This window comes from Streptomyces sp. NBC_00203 (assembly GCF_045206325.1).
GTDB lineage: Bacteria > Actinomycetota > Actinomycetes > Streptomycetales > Streptomycetaceae > Streptomyces > Streptomyces lutosisoli.
The window spans coordinates 3,215,686-3,237,318 of the sequence record NZ_CP108126.1 but is presented as its reverse complement, the minus strand read 5'-3'; the positions used below and the strand labels follow the sequence as shown (position 1 = coordinate 3,237,318).

General features: G+C 71.6%; 20 protein-coding genes and 1 tRNA gene. 9 read left to right on the top strand and 12 right to left on the bottom strand.

The features are described from left to right. Window positions 1–103: 103 nt before the first annotated feature. Window positions 104–1,546, bottom strand: coding sequence for a hypothetical protein (locus OG975_RS14725; RefSeq protein ID WP_406329597.1), 1,443 nt, complete (start codon window positions 1,544–1,546; stop codon window positions 104–106). A 75-nt stretch (window positions 1,547–1,621) separates the two neighbouring features. Continuing rightward, window positions 1,622–2,437 carry a DUF4097 family beta strand repeat-containing protein gene (locus OG975_RS14720; protein WP_406329596.1) on the bottom strand — a complete coding sequence of 272 codons (816 nt, stop codon included), beginning with the start codon at window positions 2,435–2,437 and terminating at the stop codon, window positions 1,622–1,624. A 156-nt stretch (window positions 2,438–2,593) separates the two neighbouring features. On the opposite strand from OG975_RS14720, the gene OG975_RS14715 reads away from it, so the two are divergent. Further along, window positions 2,594–2,668, top strand: a tRNA-Val gene (locus OG975_RS14715). A 110-nt stretch (window positions 2,669–2,778) separates the two neighbouring features. Here the strand turns inward: OG975_RS14715 and OG975_RS14710 are convergent. Then, on the bottom strand, window positions 2,779–4,230 hold the full coding sequence (locus OG975_RS14710) for a PucR family transcriptional regulator (RefSeq protein ID WP_406329595.1): 1,452 nt from the start codon (window positions 4,228–4,230) through the stop codon (window positions 2,779–2,781). A gap of 106 nt (window positions 4,231–4,336) precedes the next feature. On the opposite strand from OG975_RS14710, the gene OG975_RS14705 reads away from it, so the two are divergent. From OG975_RS14705 to OG975_RS14695, 3 genes are all read left to right on the top strand, one after another. Next, window positions 4,337–5,872: a purine-cytosine permease family protein gene (locus OG975_RS14705; RefSeq protein ID WP_406329594.1), complete on the top strand. Its 1,536-nt coding sequence runs from the start codon at window positions 4,337–4,339 to the stop codon at window positions 5,870–5,872. A gap of 82 nt (window positions 5,873–5,954) precedes the next feature. Then, complete coding sequence (locus tag OG975_RS14700) at window positions 5,955–6,353, top strand: nuclear transport factor 2 family protein (RefSeq protein WP_406329593.1); 399 nt, start codon at window positions 5,955–5,957, stop codon at window positions 6,351–6,353. Window positions 6,354–6,369: 16 nt separating this feature from the next. Beyond that, window positions 6,370–7,809 carry a gamma-aminobutyraldehyde dehydrogenase gene (locus tag OG975_RS14695; RefSeq protein WP_406329592.1) on the top strand — a complete coding sequence of 480 codons (1,440 nt, stop codon included), beginning with the start codon at window positions 6,370–6,372 and terminating at the stop codon, window positions 7,807–7,809. Window positions 7,810–7,951: 142 nt separating this feature from the next. Here the strand turns inward: OG975_RS14695 and OG975_RS14690 are convergent, their stop codons facing one another. Beyond that, window positions 7,952–8,284 carry a hypothetical protein gene (locus OG975_RS14690; protein WP_406329591.1) on the bottom strand — a complete coding sequence of 111 codons (333 nt, stop codon included), beginning with the start codon at window positions 8,282–8,284 and terminating at the stop codon, window positions 7,952–7,954. Between the two features lie 210 nt (window positions 8,285–8,494). Further along, window positions 8,495–9,433, bottom strand: a complete 939-nt coding sequence (locus tag OG975_RS14685) for an Ig-like domain-containing protein (protein WP_406336269.1) — start codon at window positions 9,431–9,433, stop codon at window positions 8,495–8,497. A 407-nt stretch (window positions 9,434–9,840) separates the two neighbouring features. On the opposite strand from OG975_RS14685, the gene OG975_RS14680 reads away from it, so the two are divergent. Continuing rightward, window positions 9,841–10,500, top strand: coding sequence for a DUF4232 domain-containing protein (locus OG975_RS14680; protein WP_406329590.1), 660 nt, complete (start codon window positions 9,841–9,843; stop codon window positions 10,498–10,500). Between the two features lie 111 nt (window positions 10,501–10,611). On the opposite strand, the gene OG975_RS14675 is transcribed toward OG975_RS14680, so the two are convergent. Continuing rightward, window positions 10,612–11,802, bottom strand: coding sequence for an MFS transporter (locus OG975_RS14675; protein WP_406329589.1), 1,191 nt, complete (start codon window positions 11,800–11,802; stop codon window positions 10,612–10,614). A gap of 141 nt (window positions 11,803–11,943) precedes the next feature. Between OG975_RS14675 and OG975_RS14670 the strand changes: the two genes are divergently transcribed. The 3 genes from OG975_RS14670 to OG975_RS14660 all read left to right on the top strand — a co-directional run bounded on the left by OG975_RS14670 (window position 11,944) and on the right by OG975_RS14660 (window position 14,066). After that, complete coding sequence (locus tag OG975_RS14670) at window positions 11,944–12,393, top strand: MarR family winged helix-turn-helix transcriptional regulator (protein ID WP_406329587.1); 450 nt, start codon at window positions 11,944–11,946, stop codon at window positions 12,391–12,393. Window positions 12,394–12,497: 104 nt separating this feature from the next. Next, window positions 12,498–13,085, top strand: a complete 588-nt coding sequence (locus OG975_RS14665) for a hydrolase (protein ID WP_406329585.1) — start codon at window positions 12,498–12,500, stop codon at window positions 13,083–13,085. 33 nt (window positions 13,086–13,118) lie between these two features. After that, the gene (locus tag OG975_RS14660) at window positions 13,119–14,066 is read left to right on the top strand and encodes a LysR family transcriptional regulator (protein ID WP_406329584.1); all 948 of its coding nucleotides are present in this window, start codon (window positions 13,119–13,121) and stop codon (window positions 14,064–14,066) included. 9 nt (window positions 14,067–14,075) lie between these two features. On the opposite strand, the gene OG975_RS14655 is transcribed toward OG975_RS14660, so the two are convergent. Further along, window positions 14,076–14,984, bottom strand: coding sequence for a ketopantoate reductase family protein (locus tag OG975_RS14655; protein WP_406329583.1), 909 nt, complete (start codon window positions 14,982–14,984; stop codon window positions 14,076–14,078). A 156-nt stretch (window positions 14,985–15,140) separates the two neighbouring features. Next, entirely contained in the window at window positions 15,141–15,914 is a 774-nt protein-coding gene (locus OG975_RS14650; RefSeq protein ID WP_406329582.1) for an MBL fold metallo-hydrolase, read from the bottom strand. Window positions 15,915–16,045: 131 nt separating this feature from the next. Here OG975_RS14650 and OG975_RS14645 point away from each other — a divergent pair, with 131 nt between their 5' ends. Next, complete coding sequence (locus OG975_RS14645) at window positions 16,046–16,270, top strand: DUF2277 domain-containing protein (protein ID WP_406329581.1); 225 nt, start codon at window positions 16,046–16,048, stop codon at window positions 16,268–16,270. Here the strand turns inward: OG975_RS14645 and OG975_RS14640 are convergent. The 4 genes from OG975_RS14640 to OG975_RS14625 form a co-directional block, all read right to left on the bottom strand. Continuing rightward, window positions 16,267–16,890, bottom strand: a complete 624-nt coding sequence (locus OG975_RS14640; protein WP_406329580.1) for a DedA family protein — start codon at window positions 16,888–16,890, stop codon at window positions 16,267–16,269. The genes OG975_RS14645 and OG975_RS14640 overlap by 4 nt on opposite strands. Before the next feature lie 241 nt (window positions 16,891–17,131). Further along, a complete protein-coding gene (locus tag OG975_RS14635) occupies window positions 17,132–17,587 on the bottom strand; it encodes a DoxX family protein (protein WP_406329579.1) in 456 nt (151 codons plus the stop codon). A gap of 86 nt (window positions 17,588–17,673) precedes the next feature. Beyond that, window positions 17,674–19,695 (bottom strand): FAD/NAD(P)-binding protein, encoded by a 2,022-nt coding sequence (locus OG975_RS14630; protein ID WP_406329578.1) that lies wholly within the window; start codon window positions 19,693–19,695, stop codon window positions 17,674–17,676. A 160-nt stretch (window positions 19,696–19,855) separates the two neighbouring features. Further along, window positions 19,856–21,532: an alkaline phosphatase D family protein gene (locus OG975_RS14625; RefSeq protein ID WP_406329577.1), complete on the bottom strand. Its 1,677-nt coding sequence runs from the start codon at window positions 21,530–21,532 to the stop codon at window positions 19,856–19,858. Window positions 21,533–21,633: the final 101 nt, after the last annotated feature.

The following is a 21,633-nucleotide window of genomic DNA, read 5'->3' as shown; positions in this document are numbered from 1 at the left end:
AGGGAGGCCGTACGCACGTACTTTCAGGATCCGCCCGGGCCACCCGGACCGCCAACACCAGAGCCGCAGGGGTAAGGGGCAAGGGGCAGGGGTGCGGGCGGGTTCAGGCCGGGCCGCCGCGCTCCTCGCGGATCTGGGAGACCACCCGGGCGACCGTCTGCCGTACGGCCTCGGTCTCCGTCAGGAAGTGCCAGTAGTCGGGGTGGCGCCCCTCCAGCGTGGCAATGGCACGGTCGAGACGGCCGACGGAGTCGTCGAGCGGGCGGGCGTGCCGCGGGTCAGGCGTGTTGCGGCCCGACATCGCGAGGCGCTGGGCGTCACGGATGGCGAAACGGGTGCGGTCGATCTCCTGCTGCGGGTCCTTCTGCACGGCGTTCAGCCGCCGCAGCCGGTCCCCGGCGGCCGAAACGGCCTCGTCCGTGTGGTTCAGCAGCGCCCGCACCGTCGACAGCAGCGAGGTCGCGTCCGGCCAGCGCTGCGCGTCGCGCGCGGCCTGCGCCTCCTTCAGCTTCAGCTCGGCCTGCCGTACGTTCTCCGCGGTCTGCTCCGGTACCTGCTGAAGGTCCTGCCAGCACGCGGCCGAGAACCGCCGCCGCAGCTCGCTCAGCACCGGCTCCACCTGCCCGGACCGGGTGGTCAGCGCCTGCGCGCGGGTACGCAGCGAGACCAGCCGGTGGTCGGTCTCGGCGGCCCGCTCGGGCAGCCGCTCCGCCTCCGCGCGCACCGCCCCGGCCTCCCGCGAGACCCGCTCGGCGCGCTCCAGGGTCTCCGGTACGCCGTGCTGCCCGGCCCCCTGGTTCAGCCTGGTCAGCTCGGGCCCGAGGGCGGCGAGCCGGGCGGCGAGATCGTCGGCCTTGAGCCCCGACTGCCGTACGGCATCCAGCGCGTTCGAGGCGGCGAGCAGGGCCTGGCGGGCGCGCTCGACGGCCGGGGCGAGCCGGGCCAGCTGCGTCTCGGCCTTGCCGAGCAGCGGCGCGAGCCCGCGCTCGAACCGGTCCAGGTCCTGCTTGACCCGCCCCAGCTCGTCCTTGGCGGCGGTCAGCTCGGTGCGGGCCCGCGCGGCGACCGACGCCTCCAGCTCGACCCGGTCGAGATCGTGGGCGTCGACGGCGGTGATGTACTTCTGGCTGGCCTCGTCGATGCGCCGCCCCAGCGCCTCGAAGTCGGAGACGACGCGACGGGCGGCGGGGGAGTCGTCGACGGCCGTGATGGTCTCGATCGAGATCCGCAGATCGCGCTGCGCGGTGTCGAGTTCGTAGAAGGCGGCCGCGGCGGCGTCCTTCGCCGCCTGCGCCTCGGCCCGCTGACTCTCGGAGCGCCCGCCGAACCACCGCCGGGTACCGCCACCGGCGAAGGCGGCGGGCAGCGCGAGGGCGGCGAGCAGGGGCAGGGCCAGGAGGGTCAGTACGTCACGGGCGGCACGCGAGACACCCGGTGCCGGCCGCGCCGGCCGCGTCGGCTGTGCTGCTCGCACTGGTTGCGCTGGTCGCGCTGGCTGTGCACATGGCACAAACGGCGAATACGGCTGCGAAGGTGTCGCCGTCACATCCCTCTCCCGTGCTGTCATCCGCCTTGCCCGGCTGTCATTCTCCCACCGGTTAAGGACGAACACACGGGCCTGTTAGTTCGCGGTTCGTACCGTGATCTTCCCGTCGTTCGTGTGGGCGGACACCACATGGGAACTGGCCGGGTCACGGGGCACGGACACATCCACGGACCCGTCGCCGCTGTCGGCCGTCACCCGATAGATGTCGTGGGGCAGCGCGATGGTGACGGAGCCGTCCTGGCTGCGGGACTCCACCAGGTCGGGCACGACGCCGAGTTCGAGCCGTACGGAACCGTCCTGGGTACGGGCCCGCACACGCCGCGAGTCCACCCCGAGCGCGCTGATCGACCCGTCGGCGCTGCGCAGGTCCAGCGGCCCCGAGGAGTCCGTCACACGGACGGAACCGTCCGCCGTACGCACGCTGAGCGCCTCCTCGAAGCCACGCGCCGTCACGCGCCCGTCCCCGTCCGCCACGCTGACGGCGACACCGCGCGGCACCACGATCCGGTGCCGGGCCGAGCAGTCGGCGACGACACCCGAGCACTTCATCCGCAGCACCAGCCGGTCACCGTCCTCCATGGCCCAGGTGACCTTGGGGTCCCCACCGACGACGACATGCCCTTCGAACCACCGGGTGACCTGGACGGTGTGGACCGAGTCGGAATCCGCGACGACAAGATCGATCGCCGAGTCGTCCGAGTCGACGGTGAGCGCCCGCCCGTGCAGGGCGAAGGACCGCTGCTCGGGCTCCTTGTCGTCCCCGGCGGACGCGCCACAGGCGGTGGCGCCCGCGACGAGGGCGACGACGACGCCGACCACCCCGACGACGGAGGCCGCGCGGACGGGAACGGTACGGGCCATGATGATCTCCCCCTGAGGCTGGCTGCCCATGCCCTTCGACCGTATGAACACGCGGCGCGCAGGGGCATCCGGAGGGCTCCCGAATTGGAGGTGGGGAAAACCCCCGCCCCGCCCGGGCCCGTCCCACTCACCGGATACGGGTTTGCAGGGCATCCCCTCCGGCAATGTAGGCTGTCGACTCGTCCTGGGCGCGTAGCTCAGCGGTAGAGCGCCGCCCTTACAAGGCGGATGTCGGCGGTTCGAAACCGTCCGCGCCCACCAGCTCCAGGGCATGACTGAGGCCCAGGTCGACCGGTAGGAATCCGGGGGCCTGGGCCTTGATCTTTTTCTGCGGCTCGGGGTTGCCGTGGCACTTGCCTGCCACGAGCCGCTCAGCCGGTGAGGCCCAGTGCCCCCGCTGCCTGGATCGCCAGCCAGACCTCGGCCAGGGCCCCCGTCGACGTCAGGTCACGGTCGGTGAGAGCACTGAAGCGGCGCAGCCGGTAGGCGAGGGTGTTCGGGTGGATGTGGAGCGCCGCCGCGGCCGTCTCGGTGCGGCGGTCGCGCTCCATCCAGGTGCGGGCGGAGACCAGCAGCTGCGAGTCGTGGGCCTCGTCGTAGCGCAGGACCTCGCCTAGCACGTGCTCGACCAGTGCGGTCAGGACGGCGGGGTCGTCGGGCAGCCACCGGCCCGTCGAGTCGTCGCCGTACCGGACGACGGGGCGGCCCGACTCCACGGCCTTGGAGACTGCCCAGAGCGCCTCGCGCTGGGCGACCTTCAGTGCGGCGCCAGGAAGGAAGGGGCGGCTCATCCCGGCTGCCACGTCCGGCAGCTCACCGACGGCCGCCGCCAGCTCCGGCGCCCCCAGGACGTAGCGGTCCTCGCCTCGGGTGAGCAGCAGATGGGGACGGTCCTCCAGGCAGCACAGCAGTGCCTCGTCGGTGGTGTGGCGCACCACGAGGAGCACGGTGTCGCCCTCGATCGCGTGCCGGGCGAGCCGGCGGCGCGCCACCTCCGGGTCGAGCACCTCTTGCAGCAGCTCGGCCAGCGTCTCCGCGCCCTCGCGGCGCAGCGTCTCGCGCTCGTTGCGCACCATCGCCAGCCGCAGCGCCGCCACGGTGGCGATGTGCTGGGCGACGGCGAGTCCCGCGGGCTGGGCGCCCTGACGCTCGTACGCGACGAGAAAGCCCGCCGGTCCGCCGGGCGCGGGCACCGGGAGGACGAATCCGCCGGGGATCGTCGGCGGAGCGTCGACGGAGGCGGGCAGGACACCCGGATCCGGCGCGGGAACGCCGGGCAGCAGCGGGCGGCCCTGGGGCGTGCAGAGGTAGACGTCGTAACCCGACAGGCCTTCGAGGCGGCGCAGCAGCGCCGGTGTGTCGAGGTTCTCGGCGACCAGCCAGCGCAGGGCGCCGAAGACCTGGAGCTGCGCGCCCAGCCGGTGCCGGGCGTCCTCCTGGACCGAGGCCGCGACCTCCTGGGCGACAGCGATGAACGGGACGGCGAGCGGCACCTCGAGGACCGGGAAACCCCGCTCCTCCGCCGCCCGGAAGAACTCGTCGTGCAGCGGGGGCATGTGCAACTGCGCGGAGAGCGCGAGAGCCGACACCCCGGCGTCGTCCAGCCGCTCCAGATAGGCGACCTGCCCGGCCGCGTCACGCGGGACCGCCAGACCCGTCGTCATGATCACCTCGGCGCCCAGAAGCCAGGGCGTCGGATCGTCGAGCTCGCTGGCGTGCGCCCAGGACACGGACCGGTCCAGACCGCCACGGCCGGCCTTCACGGAGAGCTGGAGTGCCGGGAAGGAGAGCAGATCCTTGACGGTGAGTTTGTCGCTGGCCACAAAAGAAAGTGTACGGCTCTGTGACGGACACAATTGTCGATATTCGTGCAGTGGGCACACACTGTCGAGAACGCGTCCCTACGCATGAACGGAAGGTGGAGCGCCCGTGACAACCTCGATCACCGAAATCGAGACCTATGGTGTCGAGCGGATCCCGGACGAGGACCGCACAGCCCGCCCGATCGATCTGTTCCGGCTCGCTTTCGGCGGCGCCAACACCTTCGCGACCTGTGTGCTGGGCGCCTTCCCGATCCTCTTCGGCCTCTCCTTCTGGCAGGGTGTCGCGGCAACCGTCCTCGGCCTCGTCGCGGGTGCGCTGCTGCTGGCCCCGATGGCACTGTTCGGCCCCGCCAACGGCACGAACAACGCCGTCTCGTCCTCCGCGCACCTGGGTGTGCACGGCCGGGTCGTCGGCTCGTTCCTCTCCCTGCTCACCGCCGTCGCGTTCTTCTCGATCTCGGTGTGGTCCTCGGGAGACGCGCTCGTCGGCGGCGCGCACCGGCTCGTCCACGTCCCCGAGTCGGACGTCAGCTACGGCATCGCGTACGCGATCTTCGCCGGGCTCGTGCTGGTCGTCTGCATCTACGGTTTCAAGTTCATGCTGCTGGTCAACAAGATCGCGGTACTGGCGGCGTCGGCCCTCTTCGTGCTCGGCGCCTTCGCCTTCGCGGGTGACTTCGACCCCGGTTACGCGGGATCCTTCGCCTCCACCGCCGACCCGCTGTTCTGGCCGTCGTTCATCGGCGCCGCACTGATCGTGCTCTCCAACCCGGTCTCCTTCGGCGCGTTCCTCGGCGACTGGTCCCGCTACATCCCGGCCGGGAGCTCGCGCCGCCGGGTGATGGGGGCCGCGTTCTTCGCCCAGATCGCCACCCTGCTGCCGTTCCTCTTCGGCCTGACCACCGCGTCGATCATCGCGTCGAAGGCCTCGAAGTACGTCGACCCGGCCGCCCCCAACTACGTCGGCGGACTGCTCGCGATCTCGCCCGGCTGGTACTTCCTGCCGCTCTGCCTGATCGCCCTGATCGGCGGCCTCTCCACCGGCACGACGTCCCTGTACGGCACGGGGCTCGACTTCTCCAGCGTCTTCCCGCGCTTCAACCGCGTCCAGGCCACCTTCTTCATCGGCGCCCTGTCCATCGCCTTCATCTTCGTCGGCCGCTTCGCGCTCAACCTCGCGCAGTCCATCTCCACCTTCGCCACGCTGATCATCACCTGCACCGCACCGTGGATGATCGTCATGACGCTGGGCTATGTCACCCGGCGCGGCTGGTACGACGCGGACGCGCTGCAGGTCTTCAACCGCCGCCAGCGCGGCGGCCGCTACTGGTTCACCCACGGCTGGAACTGGCGCGGCATGTCCACCTGGCTCGTCTCCGCCGTCGTGGCGCTCCTCTTCACCAACCTGCCCGGCCAGTTCGTCGGCCCGCTCGGCAACCTCGCGGGCGGTACGGACATCTCGCTGCCGGTCGGCCTCGGCCTCGCGGTCGTGCTCTACCTCGCCCTGCTCACTCTGTTCCCCGAGCCGCGCGCTGTGTACGGACCGGCCGGACCCCGTTTCGTCCGGGCCTCGGACGCCCCCGTGCCGCCGATCACCGGCGGCACCGAGGAGACCGTCACCGAGCCCGCCATGGCCCGCTGAGGCAGCCTCGCCGTCATCCCCGTAACCGAACACCAGGCACTCCGGCCCCCGCCCGCCGGACATCCGTGACCAGGAGCTGAGCATGAGCAACACGACCGTCCAGGAAGTCCGGGCCGCCGCGGACGCACTCGTCGCCGCCTTCGCCGAGGGCCGCCTCGACGACTACTTCGGCGCCTTCGCCCCGGACGCGACCTTCATCTTCCACAGCACCCCGCAGCGGCTCGGCTCGACGGCCGAGTACCGCGCGCTGTGGCAGCAGTGGGTGGAGCAGGACGGCTTCCGGATCCTCGGCTGCACCTCGTCCGCACAGCTGATCCAGCCCTTTGGCGACACGGCCGTCTTCAGCCACGATGTGGAGACCCGGGTCGCCACCAACGCCGGCGAGGAGACGGTCCACGAGCGGGAGACCATCGTCTTCGCCCGGACCGACGGCGGCTGGACGGCCGTCCACGAGCACCTGTCCGCCCGCACCGCCGCCTGACCAGGAGAGACGTTCCATGAGCACCACCTTCCGCAACTACATCGACGGTGCGTTCGCGGACGCCTCGGACGGCCGCACGCTCGATGTGGTGGACCCCACCACCGGTGACGTCTACGCCACCTCCCCGCTCTCGGCGGCGGCGGACGTCGACGCGGCGATGGCGGCCGCTGCCGCGGCGTTCCCCGTCTGGCGCGACACCACACCGTCCGTGCGGCAGCGTGCGCTGCTGAAGATCGCCGACGCGATGGAGGCACGGGCCGACGAACTGGTCGCCACGGAGAGCCGGGACACCGGCAAGCCGCTCCACCTCACCCGCAGCGAGGAACTCGCCCCCGCCATCGACCAGGTCCGCTTCTTCGCGGGCGCGGCGCGCATGCTGGAGGGCCGCTCGGCCGGCGAGTACATGGAGGGGATGACCTCCATCATCCGCCGCGAGCCGGTCGGTGTGTGCGCACAGGTCGCGCCCTGGAACTACCCCCTGCTGATGGCCGTGTGGAAGTTCGCCCCGGCCCTCGCGGCGGGCAACGCGGTGGTCCTCAAGCCCTCGGACACCACCCCGGCGTCCACCGTGCTGATCGCCGAGATCATCGGCGGCGTCCTGGAGGAGCTGGGCCTGCCCCAGGGCATCTTCAACGTGGTCTGCGGCGACCGTGAGACCGGCCGCCTGATGGTGGAGCACCCGACCCCGGCGATGGCCTCCATCACCGGTTCGGTACGCGCCGGCATCCAGGTCGCGCAGAGCGCGGCCAAGGACGTCAAGCGGGTCCACCTGGAGCTGGGCGGCAAGGCCCCGGCGGTGATCTTCGAGGACGCCGACCTGGCGAAGGCGGTCGAGGACCTGGTGGTCGGCGGCTTCTTCAACGCCGGTCAGGACTGCACGGCCGCGACCCGCGTGCTGGTCCACGAGTCGGTCCACGACGAGTTCGTGGCGGCGCTGGCGAAGGCGGCGGCGGAGACGAAGACCGGGCAGCCGGACGACGAGGACGTGCTGTACGGCCCGCTCAACAACGCCAACCAGCTCGCCCAGGTCAGCGGCTTCATCGAGCGCCTCCCCGAGCACGCCACGATCGAGGCGGGCGGCCACCGGGTCGGCGACAAGGGCTACTTCTACGCCCCGACCGTGGTCTCCGGCCTCCGGCAGGACGACGAGATCATCCAGAACGAGGTCTTCGGCCCGGTCATGACCGTCCAGTCGTTCACGGACGAGGCCCAGGCCGTGCGGTACGCCAACGGTGTCGAGTACGCGCTGGCCTCCTCGGTGTGGACCAAGGACCACGCGCGCGCGATGCGGATGTCGAAGAACCTCGACTTCGGCTGTGTGTGGATCAACACCCACATGGCACTCGTCGCCGAGATGCCGCACGGCGGGTTCAAGAAGTCCGGCTACGGCAAGGACCTCTCCGCGTACGGCTTCGAGGACTACACCCGGATCAAGCACGTCATGACGTCGCTCTGACATCCGGAAACCCGTCGCCCGCCCCGGCTCAGCACCGGGGCGGGCGACGGGTTTTACAGCGGCATCCAGTGCGCCGCACCGCGCGCCTTCGCGGACTTGCCTCAGTCCGGAGCCGGGAGCTCCGTCCACCGACGTCGGACCGTCATGACGGGTCCTCGTGCGCGTGCTTCAGCTTCATACGGGCGTCGACCTGCTCCGGGGGCATGACCTCCGACCAGAAGCGATGGCAGGTCACGAACACGGCGAGCTCGCGCTCCCGCTGGCGGAGCTTCTCCACCTCGGCCTGTTCGTCGGCGGTCCAGCCGGGGGAGGCGGGGCGCTCCACCTTGCGCCAGCCGCCCGCGTCACTGAATCCGTCGAGCGGCTCCACTGACCAGGGGAGTCGTTTCAGCAGGGCCAGCAGCTCGGCCCGGACCTGATGCAGCTCCTCCTGACCAGCCAGGAGGTCACTCGGAAAGTCATAGGTCGCAGCCACGCGGCAATGCTACGCCTGTTCGATTTTGGGATGCGAGTTCCTTCCGGGACTTCACGCGAACGAGTGGGACCCCTGTCCGGTGCCATCGGGGCTCGGGGTGTTTGACCTGGGGTTTTTAGAGGATGGCGTACAGGTTCGGCGATCTCTGGAGGCCTGTTGGGGTGCCCGTTTCGAGCCGGTGCCCCAGACCGGTGTGGGCGCCGCGGCGCGTCACAGTGTCGCGGTCGTCTGCTCCCCGGACGCGCTGCCCGCGAGCCACTGGTCCCATCCCAGGTTGAAGTCGGCGTAGCCGTTGTCGGCCGGGGCCTTGGCGCGGGAGGAGCCGGTGATGGTGACCGGGTCGCCCTGCTTGACCTGGTCGTAGAACCACTTGGCGTCCGACAGTGACAGATGGACGCAGCCGTGCGAACCGCGGGCGCTGCCGCTGCCCGGCGTGGGGTCGCCGGTCGAATAGTGCACGTACGTGCCGGACTGGGTCAGGTGGACGTCCCAAGGCAGCGTCAGGTCGTAGTAGTTGGCGCTGCCCTTGTCGCAGCTGATGCCGACGCTGCAGGAGGTCATGTGGACCTTCTCCTGCTTGTCGATGACGGCCATCGTGCCGTTCCACGTCGGATACTCGGCGCTGCCCGCGTTGATCGACAGGGTGCGTACCGCCTCGCCGTTCCGGGTCACCTTCATGGTGTGGCCGGTCACCGAGACATCCGCGCGCACGTCGTCGCCGATCTTGAAGGTGTGCGTGTACGCGTGCACGCCGTAGCGTCCGTTGCCGTTGCTGACGCCCGTCAGGTCGGCGTCGATCTTCACCGTCGTGTTGGAGGGCCAGTACGCCTTCGGCCGCCAGTCGGCGCGCTTGTCACCCATCCAGTGCCAGGCGCCGGCCACCGGCTGCGAGGCGCTCACCTTCATGTGCTTCTCGACCGTGGCCCGCGCCTTCGCCGCCACCGGGTTCGTGAAGATCACCGAGACCGGCATGGCCACGCCTACCGTGGTTCCCGTCTGCGGGGTGATCGTGTCCAGGAGCATTGGCGGGCCCGCGGGCTTCGTCGGTGACGGCGAGGCGCTCGCGCTCGCCTTGCCTGATGCCTTCGCGTCGTCCCCGCTGGCCTTGGCACTGCCGTTCCCGCCGCAGGCACTCGTGCCCACCAGCATCGCGACCGTGACGAGTGTGACCCCTATGCCGCCCTTGCGCCGTCCCACGACCTGCCCCGCTCTCTCGCTCCCCGCCCCTGACGGGCCCGCCTCCTTGTCAGACAGTGATGGCAGGGGTCGCAGTTGCGTGCGGCACGTAGATCCTTAGTGATCCATGTCACTCAAGCCTCGATGGCAAGCGCTCAACAGCCGACGGCACAGGGCAACCCTGGTGATCCCTTGGGCGGCAGGTCGTGGCCTTCCGGCGGAAGCGTGGCTTCCCTGTAATTGATCGGTAACAGGCGTACGAGGCAGGCGAGGTGAGGGCGAGTCATGTTGCAGACTGCGCTTGCTATCGAGAGCCATCAGTGGCCGCGTACGGCCGACAACGGGGGAACACCATGAATGCTGCTGCCCGCAAGAGACCCATGAGCTGGAAGTCCTACGCCCTCGGGGCCGCGACGGTCGCCGCGCTGCTCGCGACCACGGCGTGCGAGCCGGGCTCGATCACGGGCTCGGATGACGCCAAGCCCTCGGACCAGCCGAGCGCGACGAGTTCGGCGGCGCCGAGTGAGGCGGCTTCGGTGACGCCGGGTGAGACGGCTTCGGGCGACACCGGCGGAAGCGGCGGCGACAGTGACACCATCGCCGCCTGCACCGGAGATGACCTCGCGGTCTCCTCCACGACGGAGCCCGCGGACGACAAGGAAGCCAGGCACCTCCTCCTCACCGTCCAGAACGCCGGCGACAAGACGTGCAACGTCTACCACTATCCCTACGTGAAGATCGGCGACGCCAAGGGCACAACCCCCGTGATCAAGGACAGCGACCCGGACCCGGGGAAGCCCGTGACCCTCGCTCCCGGTGACGAGGCGCACGCCGCTCTGCTCGTCGCCGGCGGCGGCATGGACGAGTACGAGGCGAACAGCATCACCCTCACCCTCCACAGCAGCCGGCTCGGCAGCAAGGCGGGCAACCCGATCGACGTCCCCATGCCCGTCGACACGGTGTACGCGGACGACGGTCAACTCGTCACCTACTGGACGACGGCCTCCGGCCTTGCCCTGGACTTCATCACGTCGAAGTAAGCCGCAACGGGTGGGGCGGATGCCCTCCGTCCCACCCGTCCGCCCGTCCCTCCGCAGCTCGACGGCGATGCGGCCGATCCGGCCGCGTCGATCCGGGCCGTCCCCGCGCGCTCACGTCCTCGCCGGTACCGGCCGCCGGAGCAGGTAGATGCCCGCGGTCGAGACCAGGACGGCCATGCACGCGATGAACACCAGCCCGGCATCCTCCAGACCGATATGAACCGCCAGTACCCCTACGCCGATCACCGGCACCGAGATGCCCGCGTAAGCCACCACGAACAGCGTCGAGATCACCGCCGCGCGCCGGTCCGCGGGAGACGCCGCCGCCACTGCGGACAGCGCCCCGCGAAACGCCAGCCCCTGCCCGCCCCCGCCGACGATCGCGCTCAGCACCACCAGCAGGAACAGATCCCACCGCAGCGCGCCCGCGAGCAGCGCCAGCCCGGCGAGGAGTCCGGCGCAGCCCAGTGGCAGCGATCGCCCCACCCCGACCCGGCCGACGGCCAGTTGCCCGGCGGTCGAGGCGAAGAAGGCCAGTGCGACGACCAGCCCGCTCACGGCGTGGTTGTGCACGTTCAGGGACTCGGCGAGGAACGCCGGGCTGACCGAGGTGAACACCCCGAACAACGCGAACCCCACGAACGAGGCGATCGCCGCCGGCCCGAACACCGTCCGCACCTGCGGGGGCAGGCCGGGCCGTTGCGGCCGTACGGTGCTCAGCGGCCGCCGCTCCCGTACGGTCTCCGGAAGCCGCAGCAGGACGGCCGCCGAGCAGGCCACCAGGGCGAGGTGCACGACGAACGGCAGGTACAGCGGCCAGGGAGCGTACTGCGCGAGCACTCCGGCGAGCAGCGGACCGCAGCCCAGCCCGCCCATGTTGGCGGCCGTCGCCACGAACGTGGCCCGGGAGGCGCCGCCGGACGGGGCCAGCTCCATCACGTACGCCGTGGCGGCCCCGGTGAACAGGCCGGCGGACAGTCCCGACAGCAGCCGCCCCGCGTACAGCCAGCCCAGCCCGGTGGCGCACAGGAAGCAGACGGCGCTCGCCGCCGCGCATCCCAGGCCCCACAGCAGCACCGGACGCCGGCCCACGGAGTCCGAGGCGTTGCCCGCGAGCAGCAGCACGCCGATGACCCCGAAGGCGTACACGGCGTACACGACGGTGACCGTCTGCTCGGAGAACCCGAACTTCTCCTGGTAGAGGCCGTAGAGCGGGGTCGGCAGCGTGGTGCCGGCCATGCACACGGCGAACACCGCCCCGCCGAGCAAACACTGGCGCCACCCTCGGCGATCACCGTCCATGCCGCCGACGGTAACCCCGCACACCGCCCCGGTCCTGCCCTGCCTGCCCGGCGCGCCGGGCAGCCACGCAGTTCAAACTGTGCAGGTCAAACTGTTCAGTCTGGACTGGACAGTCTGGGCTGAAGGTTTTAGCGTGGAGGTATGGATCAGAGGACCGAGGGTGTCTCCGAGTCGGCCGGTCGTGCCGCGCGTGATCTGCGGGTCGCGTTCAGCCTGCTGCACCGGCGGATCCGGGAGGTCTCCGAGACGGAGGAACTCACGCCGTCCCAGCTGTCCGCGCTGACGCTGGTCAGCAAGAGCGGGGCCGCCACGGCCAGCGGGCTCGCCGCCACCGAGGGGGTCCGCCCGCAGTCGATGGCCGCCGTCCTTGCCGCGCTCGACCAGCACGGGCTGATCGAGCGCAACCCGGATCCCCGCGACGGCCGGCGCCAGCTGATCACCCTGACCGACGCCGGGCGCGAGCGCGTCGAGGGCACGCGGCAGGCCCGTGAGGAGTGGCTGGCCCGGGCCTTCCAGGACCAGTGCACCGAAGCCGAACGGCAGACCGTCATCGAGGCGATGGCCGTACTGGAACGGCTCACCAGGCCGTGACATCCGCCGCCTTCCGAGGCCGGCCGGCTCCAGCAGCGCACCGCGTCATCTGACCCACGCCCCCACCCCCCCCACGCCCCCCGCACCTCCGGAAAGGCCTGCCCATGGCTGTCACCACGCTCGACCCCCGTACCGCCCTCGTCCTCATCGACCTGCAGAACGGCATCGTCGGGAACCCGGGCCTCGCCCCGTACCCCGCCGCCGAGGTCGTCACGCGGGCGAGCCTGCTCGCCGACGCCTTCCGCGGCCAGGGCCTCCCCGTGGTCCTCGTCCGGGTCACCGCCGCCGCCGACGGCGCGGACGCCACGGCCGGCCGCATCGACGGCGGCAGCCGCTCCCGCACCTGGCCGGAGGGCTGGGACGTCCTCGTCGACGAACTGGCCGGGCACCCCGAGGACATCACCGTGACCAAGCGGAACTGGGGCGCTTTCCACGGCACCGACCTCGACCTGCACCTGCGCCGCCGCGGGATCACCCAGATCGTGCTCGCCGGCATCGCCACCAGCATCGGCGTGGAGTCCAGCGCCCGTGCCGCCCACGAACACGGCTACCACGTCACCCTGGCCACCGACGCCATGTCCGACATCGACATCGAGACCCACCGCAACAGCGTCGAGCGGATCTTCCCCCGCCTCGGCGAGACCGGCACGACCGCGGAGATCGTCGAGCTGCTGGCCAAGACCCACGGCTGAGCCCCCACCCCGGTCCCAGTAACTTTGGGCCCCGTGACCCTTGATGATCTGCGTGTCTTCGTCGCCGTCTGCCGGGCCGGGAGCCTCAGTGCCGTGGCCCGGGAGCTGGGCTGCACCCAGTCGGCGGTGAGCCAGCACGTACGGCGGCTGGAGCGGGAGGTCGGGGTCGGACTCGTCGAGCGGCAGGCGCGGGGCGTCGTGCCGACGCGGGCCGGGCGGGTGCTGGAGCGGGCCGCCGCCGAGGGCATATCCGGGCTCGACCTCGCGCTGCGGCGGCTCGACGAGATGGTGCGCGGGGGCGGTGGCGTCGTGCGCGTCGCCACCGGTGGTGCCACCGTGCGGCACTTCATGGCCGACGCGGTGGTCGACTTCCGGCGGCGGTATCCGCAGGTGACCCTGGAGTTCCAGACCGAGAGCTCCAGCCGGAGCTGTTTCGACGCGCTCGGCGACCACGGGCTCGATCTCGCGTGGGTCACCTTCGGGCCGCCCGTACGCGGTATCGAGCAGCGGGCCGCCGTCGAACTGCCCTGGGTGCTCGCCGTGCGCGCCGACGACGAACTCGCGGCCCGCGAGCGCGTCGAGGGGGAGGAGCTGGCCGGGCTGCGGCTCATCGGGCTGCCCGAGAACTCCACCTCGCGGGCCCATCTCGACACCGCCTACCGGGAGTTGGGCGTCCCTGCCGCCGCCTCCGACACCAGCGTCGCCGACTGGGACACCGCGATCCTGCTCGCCGAACTCGGCCTCGGCCACGCCGTCGTCCCCGCGCTGCCGACCCTGCGCGGCCCCGGCCACCCCGGCCTCCGCTTCCTCCCGATCCCCGCCCTGCCACCCCTCACCGTCGGCTGGGCGGTACGCCAGTGGGACGCCCTGTCGCCCCCGGCCCGCGCCTTCGCCGACACGGTCACCCACCACTGCCGTACGCAGTCCGGCACCGGCACGCACGCCGACGCCGACGCCGAGTTCGTACGAGTACGAGACTGAAGGCGCAGGTCAGTTGTCGGCGGTCCCCGCCAACTCCCGTACCAGCCCGCTCGCGACCGGCACCGGCACCCCGAACCGTTCGGCCGCGCGGAGCAACGCCCCGCCGATCGCGTCCAGTTCGAGCGTGCGGCCCGTCTCCGCGTCGCGCTGCATGGAGGACTTGGTGCCGGGCGGGAAGGCGTCGTAGCGGGCGAGGGCGGCCGCCGGGTCGACGGGGGCTCCGCTCGCACGGCTGACGGCCGCCGTTTCCTCGACCAGCGCCACCAACTCCTCGCGGTGCAGCGTGCGTACGTCGCCCAGCGGCACCCCGTACCGCGTCGTCAGCAGGGCGAGCGGCGCGAGGAAGGACATCTTCGCCCACAGCGTCGCCGCCTCGTCGTCCTTGACCTGGACGCGTACACCGGCCCACTCCAGGGCTCCGGCGAGCGCGTCGAGCCGTTCACGGGGCACGGTGTCGCCGGTCAGGTCGACCTCCGCGAACGGGCTGCCGTGCTCGATCAGCCCCGGCGCCACGCGAGCCGACTCGACCCGGATCACCGCGGGGGCCACCTGCTCGGGGCGGTAGCGCTCGCGGAGGACGGCCGGGTGTTCGACGCCGTTCAGGAACGGTACGACCAGGCCGCCGTCGCCCAGCGCCTTCGCGGGGACGCGGTCCAGGGCCGCGTCGAGGACCGTCGCCTTGACCGCGATCAGGCACGCGTCGACGGGTTCGCGCAGCTCGGTGTCCGCCTCCACCCGGGCCGTGAAATCGCCGAAGTGCTCGCTGCGCACCCGGATGCCGTCCGCGGCCAGCGCCCGCGCTGTCTCGTCCCCGGCCAGGCAGATCACCCGGTGTCCGGCGCGCGCCATGAGCGCGGCGAGCAGACCGCCGACACCGCCCGGGCCCAGTACCGCCACCGTGAGCCGGTCATTCGCCATGATTCCTCGCTTCTCGCCGCCGGAGCCCCCGAACGAGGGCCCCGGCGATGATCACAAGGGGCGGACATCCGAGTCAATCCTCGGAAGAGCTTGCCCAACCCCAAGGAAATACTGGGGCGATGAGGGTGATGACGGAGTTGAGGCGATGAGAGGGAGTTACGGCAGCTGTACGGAAGCCCCCGGCTCCAGCAGGTGCAGCCGGTCCGTGAGCCCGGCCTCCGCGAAGGCCTTCGTCAGCGTGGAGCCGTCCTGGGTGAAGTGGCCCCAGTGCTCGAAGTGCAGCGGCACGACATGGCCGGCGCCGAGAATCCCGGCCGCGCGCGCTGCGTCCTCGCTCGTCAGGGTCAGCGGGGCGTCCGGCACCAGCGGCGTGCGGGCAGCGCCCGCGAACAGCACAGCCACGTCGAACGGACCCTCCCGGCCGGCGATATCACGTACGACCTCCAGGGAGGCGTTGTCGCCGCTCACGTACACCTTGGGCAGCCCGTCCCCGGACAGCACGAAGCCGGTCACCTCACCCACGATCGGCTCCGAGCCGTCGGGGCCGTGCTGCGCGGGCACGGCGGTCACCCGCAGCACGCCGCCGTCGGGGCGCGGCAGCTCGACGTGCTCCCAGGAGGGCAGGGCCCGCACCGGCGCGCCGATACGGTCGTACGCCGATGCCGTCGACAGGGTCACGGGGGCGCCCGCGAGATACGTACGCCCCGAGGTGTCGAGGTTGTCCGGGTGCTGGTCGTGCGAAAGCAGGACGGCGTCGACCACGCCGATCTCCGCGGCCGGGAGCGCGGGTCCGGCCGTCTTCACCAGCTTGCGGGCGCCTATGGGGTAGTCGCCGGGAGCGTCGAAGGTCGGGTCGGTGAGCAGGCGTACCCCGCCGAGCTCGATGACGGCCGTCGGGCCGCCGACGTAAGTGATCTTCACAGTGGTCATGCTCTGCACAATCGGCAGGTGCGCGGCCCTATTCCCGGTCCGATTCCGGTCCGGGAGTCGGTCCAATTCCCGGACTGATTCCCGGTCCGATTCCCGGGCCAGGACGGGGGCGGACGCGCGAGACTGGACGTATGTGCCGCAGTATCAAGACGCTCCGACCGCCCGTGCTCCCCGAAGAGGCCACCGAGGAGGAGATCCGCGCCGCCGCTCTCCAGTACGTCCGCAAGGTGTCCGGCTTCCGGGCCCCTGCCGCCCACAACCGTGAGGTCTTCGACCAGGCGGTGGAGGCGATCGCGGCGGCCACGGCCGAACTGCTGGGCGGCCTGGAGGTACGCGGGGCGGCGCAGCGGGCCTAGGCCTGGTTGGCCGACTCCTGGACCGCCGGTCGGCGCATCAGGAACGCCGCTCCCGTGCCCGCCGCCAGCAGTGCGCCGAACGACACCCCCGTGGCCAGCCAGGTCGCGCCCAGCCACTGGCCGCCGAAGTAGCCGAGGGCGACGCTGTACACGGCCCAGACCAGGCCCGCGAGGATGGACCAGGGCAGGAACTCGCGGACGCGGCGGTGGGCCGCGCCGGCGCCGAGCGAGACGACCGAGCGGCCGGCCGGGGCGAAGCGGGCGAGGACGACCAGGGCGCCGCCGCCGCGCGAGAGGGCCACGCCGAGACGTTCCTGCGCGCTGGTCAGGCGGCGGGAGCGGGCGATGGCGCGGTCCAGACGCTCGCCGCCGCGCCAGGCCAGGCGGTACGCCACCAGGTCGCCGAGGACGGAGGCGGTGGCGGCGCAGAGGGTGAGCATCAGGATGTCGGGCACGGCGTGCTCGACGGCGCCGGTGGCGGAGCCGGCCGCGGCCGTGGCCGCCGTGATGACCAGGACGCCGCTCGGCAGGACCGGCAGGAACACATCAAGAAGAACGGACACGGCCACCGCCGCGTAGATCCATGGGCTGCCCGTCAGCGACCCCACACTCTCCAGCACCGAAACACTCCCCTGAAATCCCCCGTAGGCACGACCACGCCGCGATGTCGCGGGGAGCGGCAGGGACGGCCTGTAACAGCCATACAGCGTACGCGGCGGGTGTGACAGGAGATCCACGGGGGGCTCATGTGTCTTTCACATCACGTTCATTCAGCCCCGCTTGGGCACGGCACCGTGTGTGGCAGCACGACAGCGCCCCGCCTCCTGCGCGAGGAGGCGGGGCGCTGTCGGGGCGAGTGGATCAGGCCGCGACGGGCTCGGAGGCCCGCTTGTCCTCGGTGGCCGGGGCCGTGCGGCCGGCGAACAGCTGGTCGAGGCCGAGCGCGCCGGAGCCGGTGAAGACGAGCAGGAGCATGGTCCAGCAGAACAGCACGGAGAGCTCGCCGCCGTTCTGGATCGGCCACAGGGCCATCGACTGGTGCACGTCGAAGTAGGCGTACGCCATCGAGCCCGACGCGATGAACGCCGCGGCGCGGGTGCCGAGGCCGAGCAGCACGAGGGTGCCGGCGACGAGCTGGATCACGGCCGCGTACCAGCCGGGCCAGGTGCCGGCGGCGATGGTGCCGCCGTTGGTGCCCGCGGCGCCGCCGAGCACGCCGAAGAGGGAAGCGGCGCCGTGCACGGCGAAGAGCAGGCCGACGACGATGCGGAACAGGCCGATGGCGTAGGGCTGGGCGCTGTTGAGGCGTCCGGTCATGGGGGGTGACTCCTTCGGTCGGGTCCGGTCCGTGGGGGACCGGATCGTGGGGACGGAACCGAGTGAGTCGTCAACGTTAGGCGAACCTAATCAATACTTGCAAGTTCAACATTCGGCCAGGGGTCTGATTCCGCTTGCGGTTCCGTTTGCGCCATCGCCGCACGTAGCGCGGCCCGCGCCACCGCGTCGGCGTCCGAAAGCGTGACCGAATCCACTCCTGGTCTGGCCCCGGCGGCGGTCACCCAGTGCACGCCCTCCGTGGGCACCCCGAACGCGAACCGCCGTGTGTGCGAACGGCCTTGACGGTCGATCAGACGGTAAGGGCGCGGTGTTACGTCCAGTCCTCCGGTTTCGTAACCGTCGACGGTGTGCGGGCGGCACTGGCCCGTCTTCAGCAGCCGGCCGAGGAGTTCGTCGGCGGACCTTCGCACATCCGGTTCCGGTAGCCGCGCTTCCACGAGCGTCGTCGTTCGTACGACCGAACCCGGCACGTCGGGGGAGTGCGCGACCCAGGCCCCGTCCTCCGCCCGCACCTCAAGACGTGGACCGAGGACGTCCAGGACGCCCGCCTCGATCAGCGCGGCCATCTCCTCGACGCGCCGCCGGGGCGGGCCGATGGAGAGGAAGGCGTTCAGCGGCGTATACCAACGGTCCAGGTGGGCCCGGCGCGAATCGCCCGACAGTCCGCCGTGGTCCACGATCTTCCGCAGCTCGTTGCGCAGATCGCGCAGCACGTCGAGGGCGGCCTTCAGCGGTCCCTCGACATTTCCGAGCGCGGCCTGCCCGGCGTCCTCGCGCAGCCGGCCGAGCAGCCACGTCCGCCAGGCGCCGGGGCCGGAGAAGGAGTGTCCGGCGTACGGGCGTGACAAGCGGTCCCAGGACCAGCGGTCGGCGGGCGCGATGCCGAACTCGTCGAGGAGGGCGGCCTCTTGGGGGTCGTGGTGGGGGACGGCGAGGAAGCGGTCCCTGAAATCCCTGAGATCCGGGGAGTCCGGGACTTCAGGGAGGTCCGGGAGGTCCGGGTGGTTCGAGAGGTCCGGGAGTTCCGGCTGCTGGGATCGCCGCGCGGAACGCCTCAACAGCCCCTCGTAGTAGACCGTTTCCACCTCCTTGGCGACCAACGGCCATATCTCGCGCAGGAAGTCGGGCGCGTCACCGGAGTCCGCGCGCTTGCGGAAGCCGGAGATCGCGTCGTCGGTGAGGACGAGCGGGGTATGACGGCCGTACGGGCCCTTCGCGTTGTCGCCGCGCGCCTGGTACGGGATGCCGCGGCGCGAACCGGCGTACAGCCGGGGCTCCTCGCCCGAGGGCAGATAGCGCAGGCCCTCGTCGGACCGGACGAAACAGCCGCCGCGGCCCGTGGTCAGCAGGGCCATGTGGTCGAAGAAGTTGAGGCCCAGACCGCGCAGCAGCACCGGTTCGCCGGGGGCGAGCGGGGAGAGATCGACGTCGGCCGGGTTGGCGGGCGGGATGTGACGCAGGCCGTGCCGCTCGGCGTACGCGGCCAGGCGCTGTTCCGCGGGGTCCGCGAGCACCGGCAGATGGCCCTGCGCGAGGACCACGGCGGCGAGCCCCGACAGGGTGCGGCCGGTGGAGAGGGTGAGGGTCTGGTGGCCGTCGGACGCGTCGTCGAGCCGTATCGCACGGGCGGTGTGCACCTCGACCCGCACCGCGTCCGGCGCCGCGCGCACCGCCTCGCGGAAGACCCACTCCAGATAGCGGCCGTACTGGGCCCGGGTCGGATAGTCGTCGGGGCCCAACTCGCCGTCCGCCCAGGCGTGCAGGCTCGGCCCCGGGCATATCGGCCCCGAGCAGTCCACGCTCTCGTCGGTGAAGAGGGTCACCTGTGAGGCCACGGTGTTCATCAGCAGATGCGGGGACTGTGCGGTGCGCCAGACGCGGCCGGGCCCGGGCGGCGCCGGATCGACGACGTGCACCGTCAGCCGTGCGCCCGGCGCGAGAAGCTCCGGTGCGGACGCGCAGAGGCGTTCCAGCACGCTGGTGCCGCGCGGGCCCGCGCCGACGAGGGCGACGGAGACGTGGGTGGTCCCGGGCGAGGGGGAAGGCGCTGCGGACAAAGGTATGACTCCCGGGCGTGTGGGGCGCATGGCAGCAAACCGCCCACTGGAAGCGGACGGTCCGCATCATCATGCCGTCGTACGGTGCGGGAGCCGAGCCCCGGAGCGGATGATCGGCGCCGGGTGTGGGATGCGTCACGAGCATCAGGGGCAACGTGGGCAACGCACGCAACAACCGTACAGAATCGGCCTATTGCGGGGTGAGTTCGGACTCTTCCACGGTCTCCAGCCGCGCGCTGCGGGCACTCTTGCCTCCCCCGCCTCCCCCTCCGCCGCGCACGATCCGCGCCTGTTCGAGCCGCAGCGACGCGGAACGCCCGCGCAGGGTCAGCGTCATCAACTGGTTGCCGAACCAGGGCCCGCCGGTCTTGCGCCAGTCGACGGCCGGGTGCGCGCAGCGGCCGTGCCGGGCGAACCGGTGGCCTATCGCCCGCCCCAGCGCGCTCCAGCCGAAGCGGAAACCGAGGCGTATGGAGAGCGGGATGGAGTTGTGGACGGGGGAGCAGGTCAGCTGGACGACCCGGGCGTCGGGCCGTCGGCCGGGATCGGGCCAGGACGGCTCGGCGATGTACGCGTGGTGGACGTCCCCCGACAGCACACACACCGTCGCCGGCGCCTCGGCCCCCGACCCCGCCTCCGCTATCAACTCCGTCAACGCCTCGAACGACTCCGGAAACGCCGCCCAGTGCTCCAGATCGGCCCGCCGCCGCAGATCCTCCCCGAACCGCGCCCACCGCGCACCCCGCTCCCCCCGGCACAGCGCCGCGTTCCACGCCTCGGCGTCGTGCACGAGCGGGGGCAGCAGCCAGGGCAGGGAGGTGCCTATGAGGAGATGGTCGTACGAACCGGGCGCGTCCAGCGCCTGCTCCCGGAGCCACCGCGCCTCCCCCGGGTCGAGCATCGCGCGGCGGTGCTCCTCCAGGACGCGGGCGGCGCGGGTGTCGACCATGAGGACGCGGGTGCGGCCGAAGTCGCGGCGGTAGCTCCAGCGGACGGAGGAGGGGTCGGTGTCGGCGTGGGCGGCGAAGGCGCGCAGGACGTCCGTGCCGTCACGCGTCTCGCGCACCGCCGCGTACAGCAGATCCTCGGACAGCTCGCGCGGGGAGAGGTTGCCGAGGTGCTGATGGACCCAGTACGACATCAGGCCGCTCAGCACCCGCTCACGCCACCACGGGGTGGCGCGGATGTCGGCGAGCCAGGAGGCGCTGGTGTTCCAGTCGTCGATGACGTCGTGGTCGTCGAAGATCATGCAACTGGGCACGGTGGACAGGAGCCAGCGGATCTCGGGGTCGAGCCAGGATTCGTAGTAGAGGCGGGTGTACTCCTCGTAGTCCGCCACCTGGTTGCCCGGGGGGTCCGCCAGCCCCCGGCGCGCGGCGATCCACGCACGGGTCGCGTTCGACACCTCGTCCGCGTACACCTGGTCGCCCAACAGCAGCAGTACGTCCGGGCGTTCACCGTCGGGCGCCGTGGCGATGCGCGCCGCGAGGGTGTCCAGGGCGTCGGGCCCCACCGGATCCTTCTCGTCCGCCGGAGGCGCGGCCCAGCGGCAGGAGCCGAAGGTGACGCGGACGGCGGCGTCCCCGTCGGGGGTGTGGACGACCGAGGGCGGGAAGGGGGAGTCGGGCAGCGGCCAGACGGTGGCGCCGTCCAGCAGGATCTCGTACGAGGACGCCGTGCCCGGCGTCAGTCCGCTCACCGGCACCAACGCGTAGTGGTGGCCCGCGATTTGGAAGGTGCGCATCTCGCCGCGGGCCCCGTCGGCGCACCGCACCTCGACGACGCACGGACGGCTCGCCTCGACCCAGAAGGTCGCGGACGAGCCGTCGACGTACCTCAGCAGCGGTCCCAGGCGCAGCTCCGCCATGTGATCACCCTCCTCCGTCGCCCCGTACGGTACGGAACGACGGAGATGAGCGGGGAGGTTCCGGGAACTGCGCCGGTTTCTGTGGGGGGTGGGGACCGGAG

What these genes read in the sequence shown, in the direction of transcription:
- OG975_RS14650 (WP_406329582.1), bottom strand. Translation starts at nt 15,914, where the DNA reads ATGACCACTGTGAAGATCACTTACGTCGGCGGCCCGACGGCCGTCATC.
- OG975_RS14695 (WP_406329592.1), top strand. Translation starts at nt 6,370, where the DNA reads ATGAGCACCACCTTCCGCAACTACATCGACGGTGCGTTCGCGGACGCC.
- OG975_RS14700 (WP_406329593.1), top strand. Translation starts at nt 5,955, where the DNA reads ATGAGCAACACGACCGTCCAGGAAGTCCGGGCCGCCGCGGACGCACTC.
- OG975_RS14680 (WP_406329590.1), top strand. Translation starts at nt 9,841, where the DNA reads ATGAGCTGGAAGTCCTACGCCCTCGGGGCCGCGACGGTCGCCGCGCTG.
- OG975_RS14645 (WP_406329581.1), top strand. Translation starts at nt 16,046, where the DNA reads ATGTGCCGCAGTATCAAGACGCTCCGACCGCCCGTGCTCCCCGAAGAG.
- OG975_RS14720 (WP_406329596.1), bottom strand. Translation starts at nt 2,437, where the DNA reads ATGGGCAGCCAGCCTCAGGGGGAGATCATCATGGCCCGTACCGTTCCC.
- OG975_RS14635 (WP_406329579.1), bottom strand. Translation starts at nt 17,587, where the DNA reads ATGACCGGACGCCTCAACAGCGCCCAGCCCTACGCCATCGGCCTGTTC.
- OG975_RS14665 (WP_406329585.1), top strand. Translation starts at nt 12,498, where the DNA reads ATGGCTGTCACCACGCTCGACCCCCGTACCGCCCTCGTCCTCATCGAC.
- OG975_RS14685 (WP_406336269.1), bottom strand. Translation starts at nt 9,433, where the DNA reads ATGCTGGTGGGCACGAGTGCCTGCGGCGGGAACGGCAGTGCCAAGGCC.
- OG975_RS14625 (WP_406329577.1), bottom strand. Translation starts at nt 21,532, where the DNA reads ATGGCGGAGCTGCGCCTGGGACCGCTGCTGAGGTACGTCGACGGCTCG.
- OG975_RS14630 (WP_406329578.1), bottom strand. Translation starts at nt 19,695, where the DNA reads ATGCGCCCCACACGCCCGGGAGTCATACCTTTGTCCGCAGCGCCTTCC.
- OG975_RS14670 (WP_406329587.1), top strand. Translation starts at nt 11,944, where the DNA reads ATGGATCAGAGGACCGAGGGTGTCTCCGAGTCGGCCGGTCGTGCCGCG.
- OG975_RS14655 (WP_406329583.1), bottom strand. Translation starts at nt 14,984, where the DNA reads ATGGCGAATGACCGGCTCACGGTGGCGGTACTGGGCCCGGGCGGTGTC.
- OG975_RS14675 (WP_406329589.1), bottom strand. Translation starts at nt 11,802, where the DNA reads ATGGACGGTGATCGCCGAGGGTGGCGCCAGTGTTTGCTCGGCGGGGCG.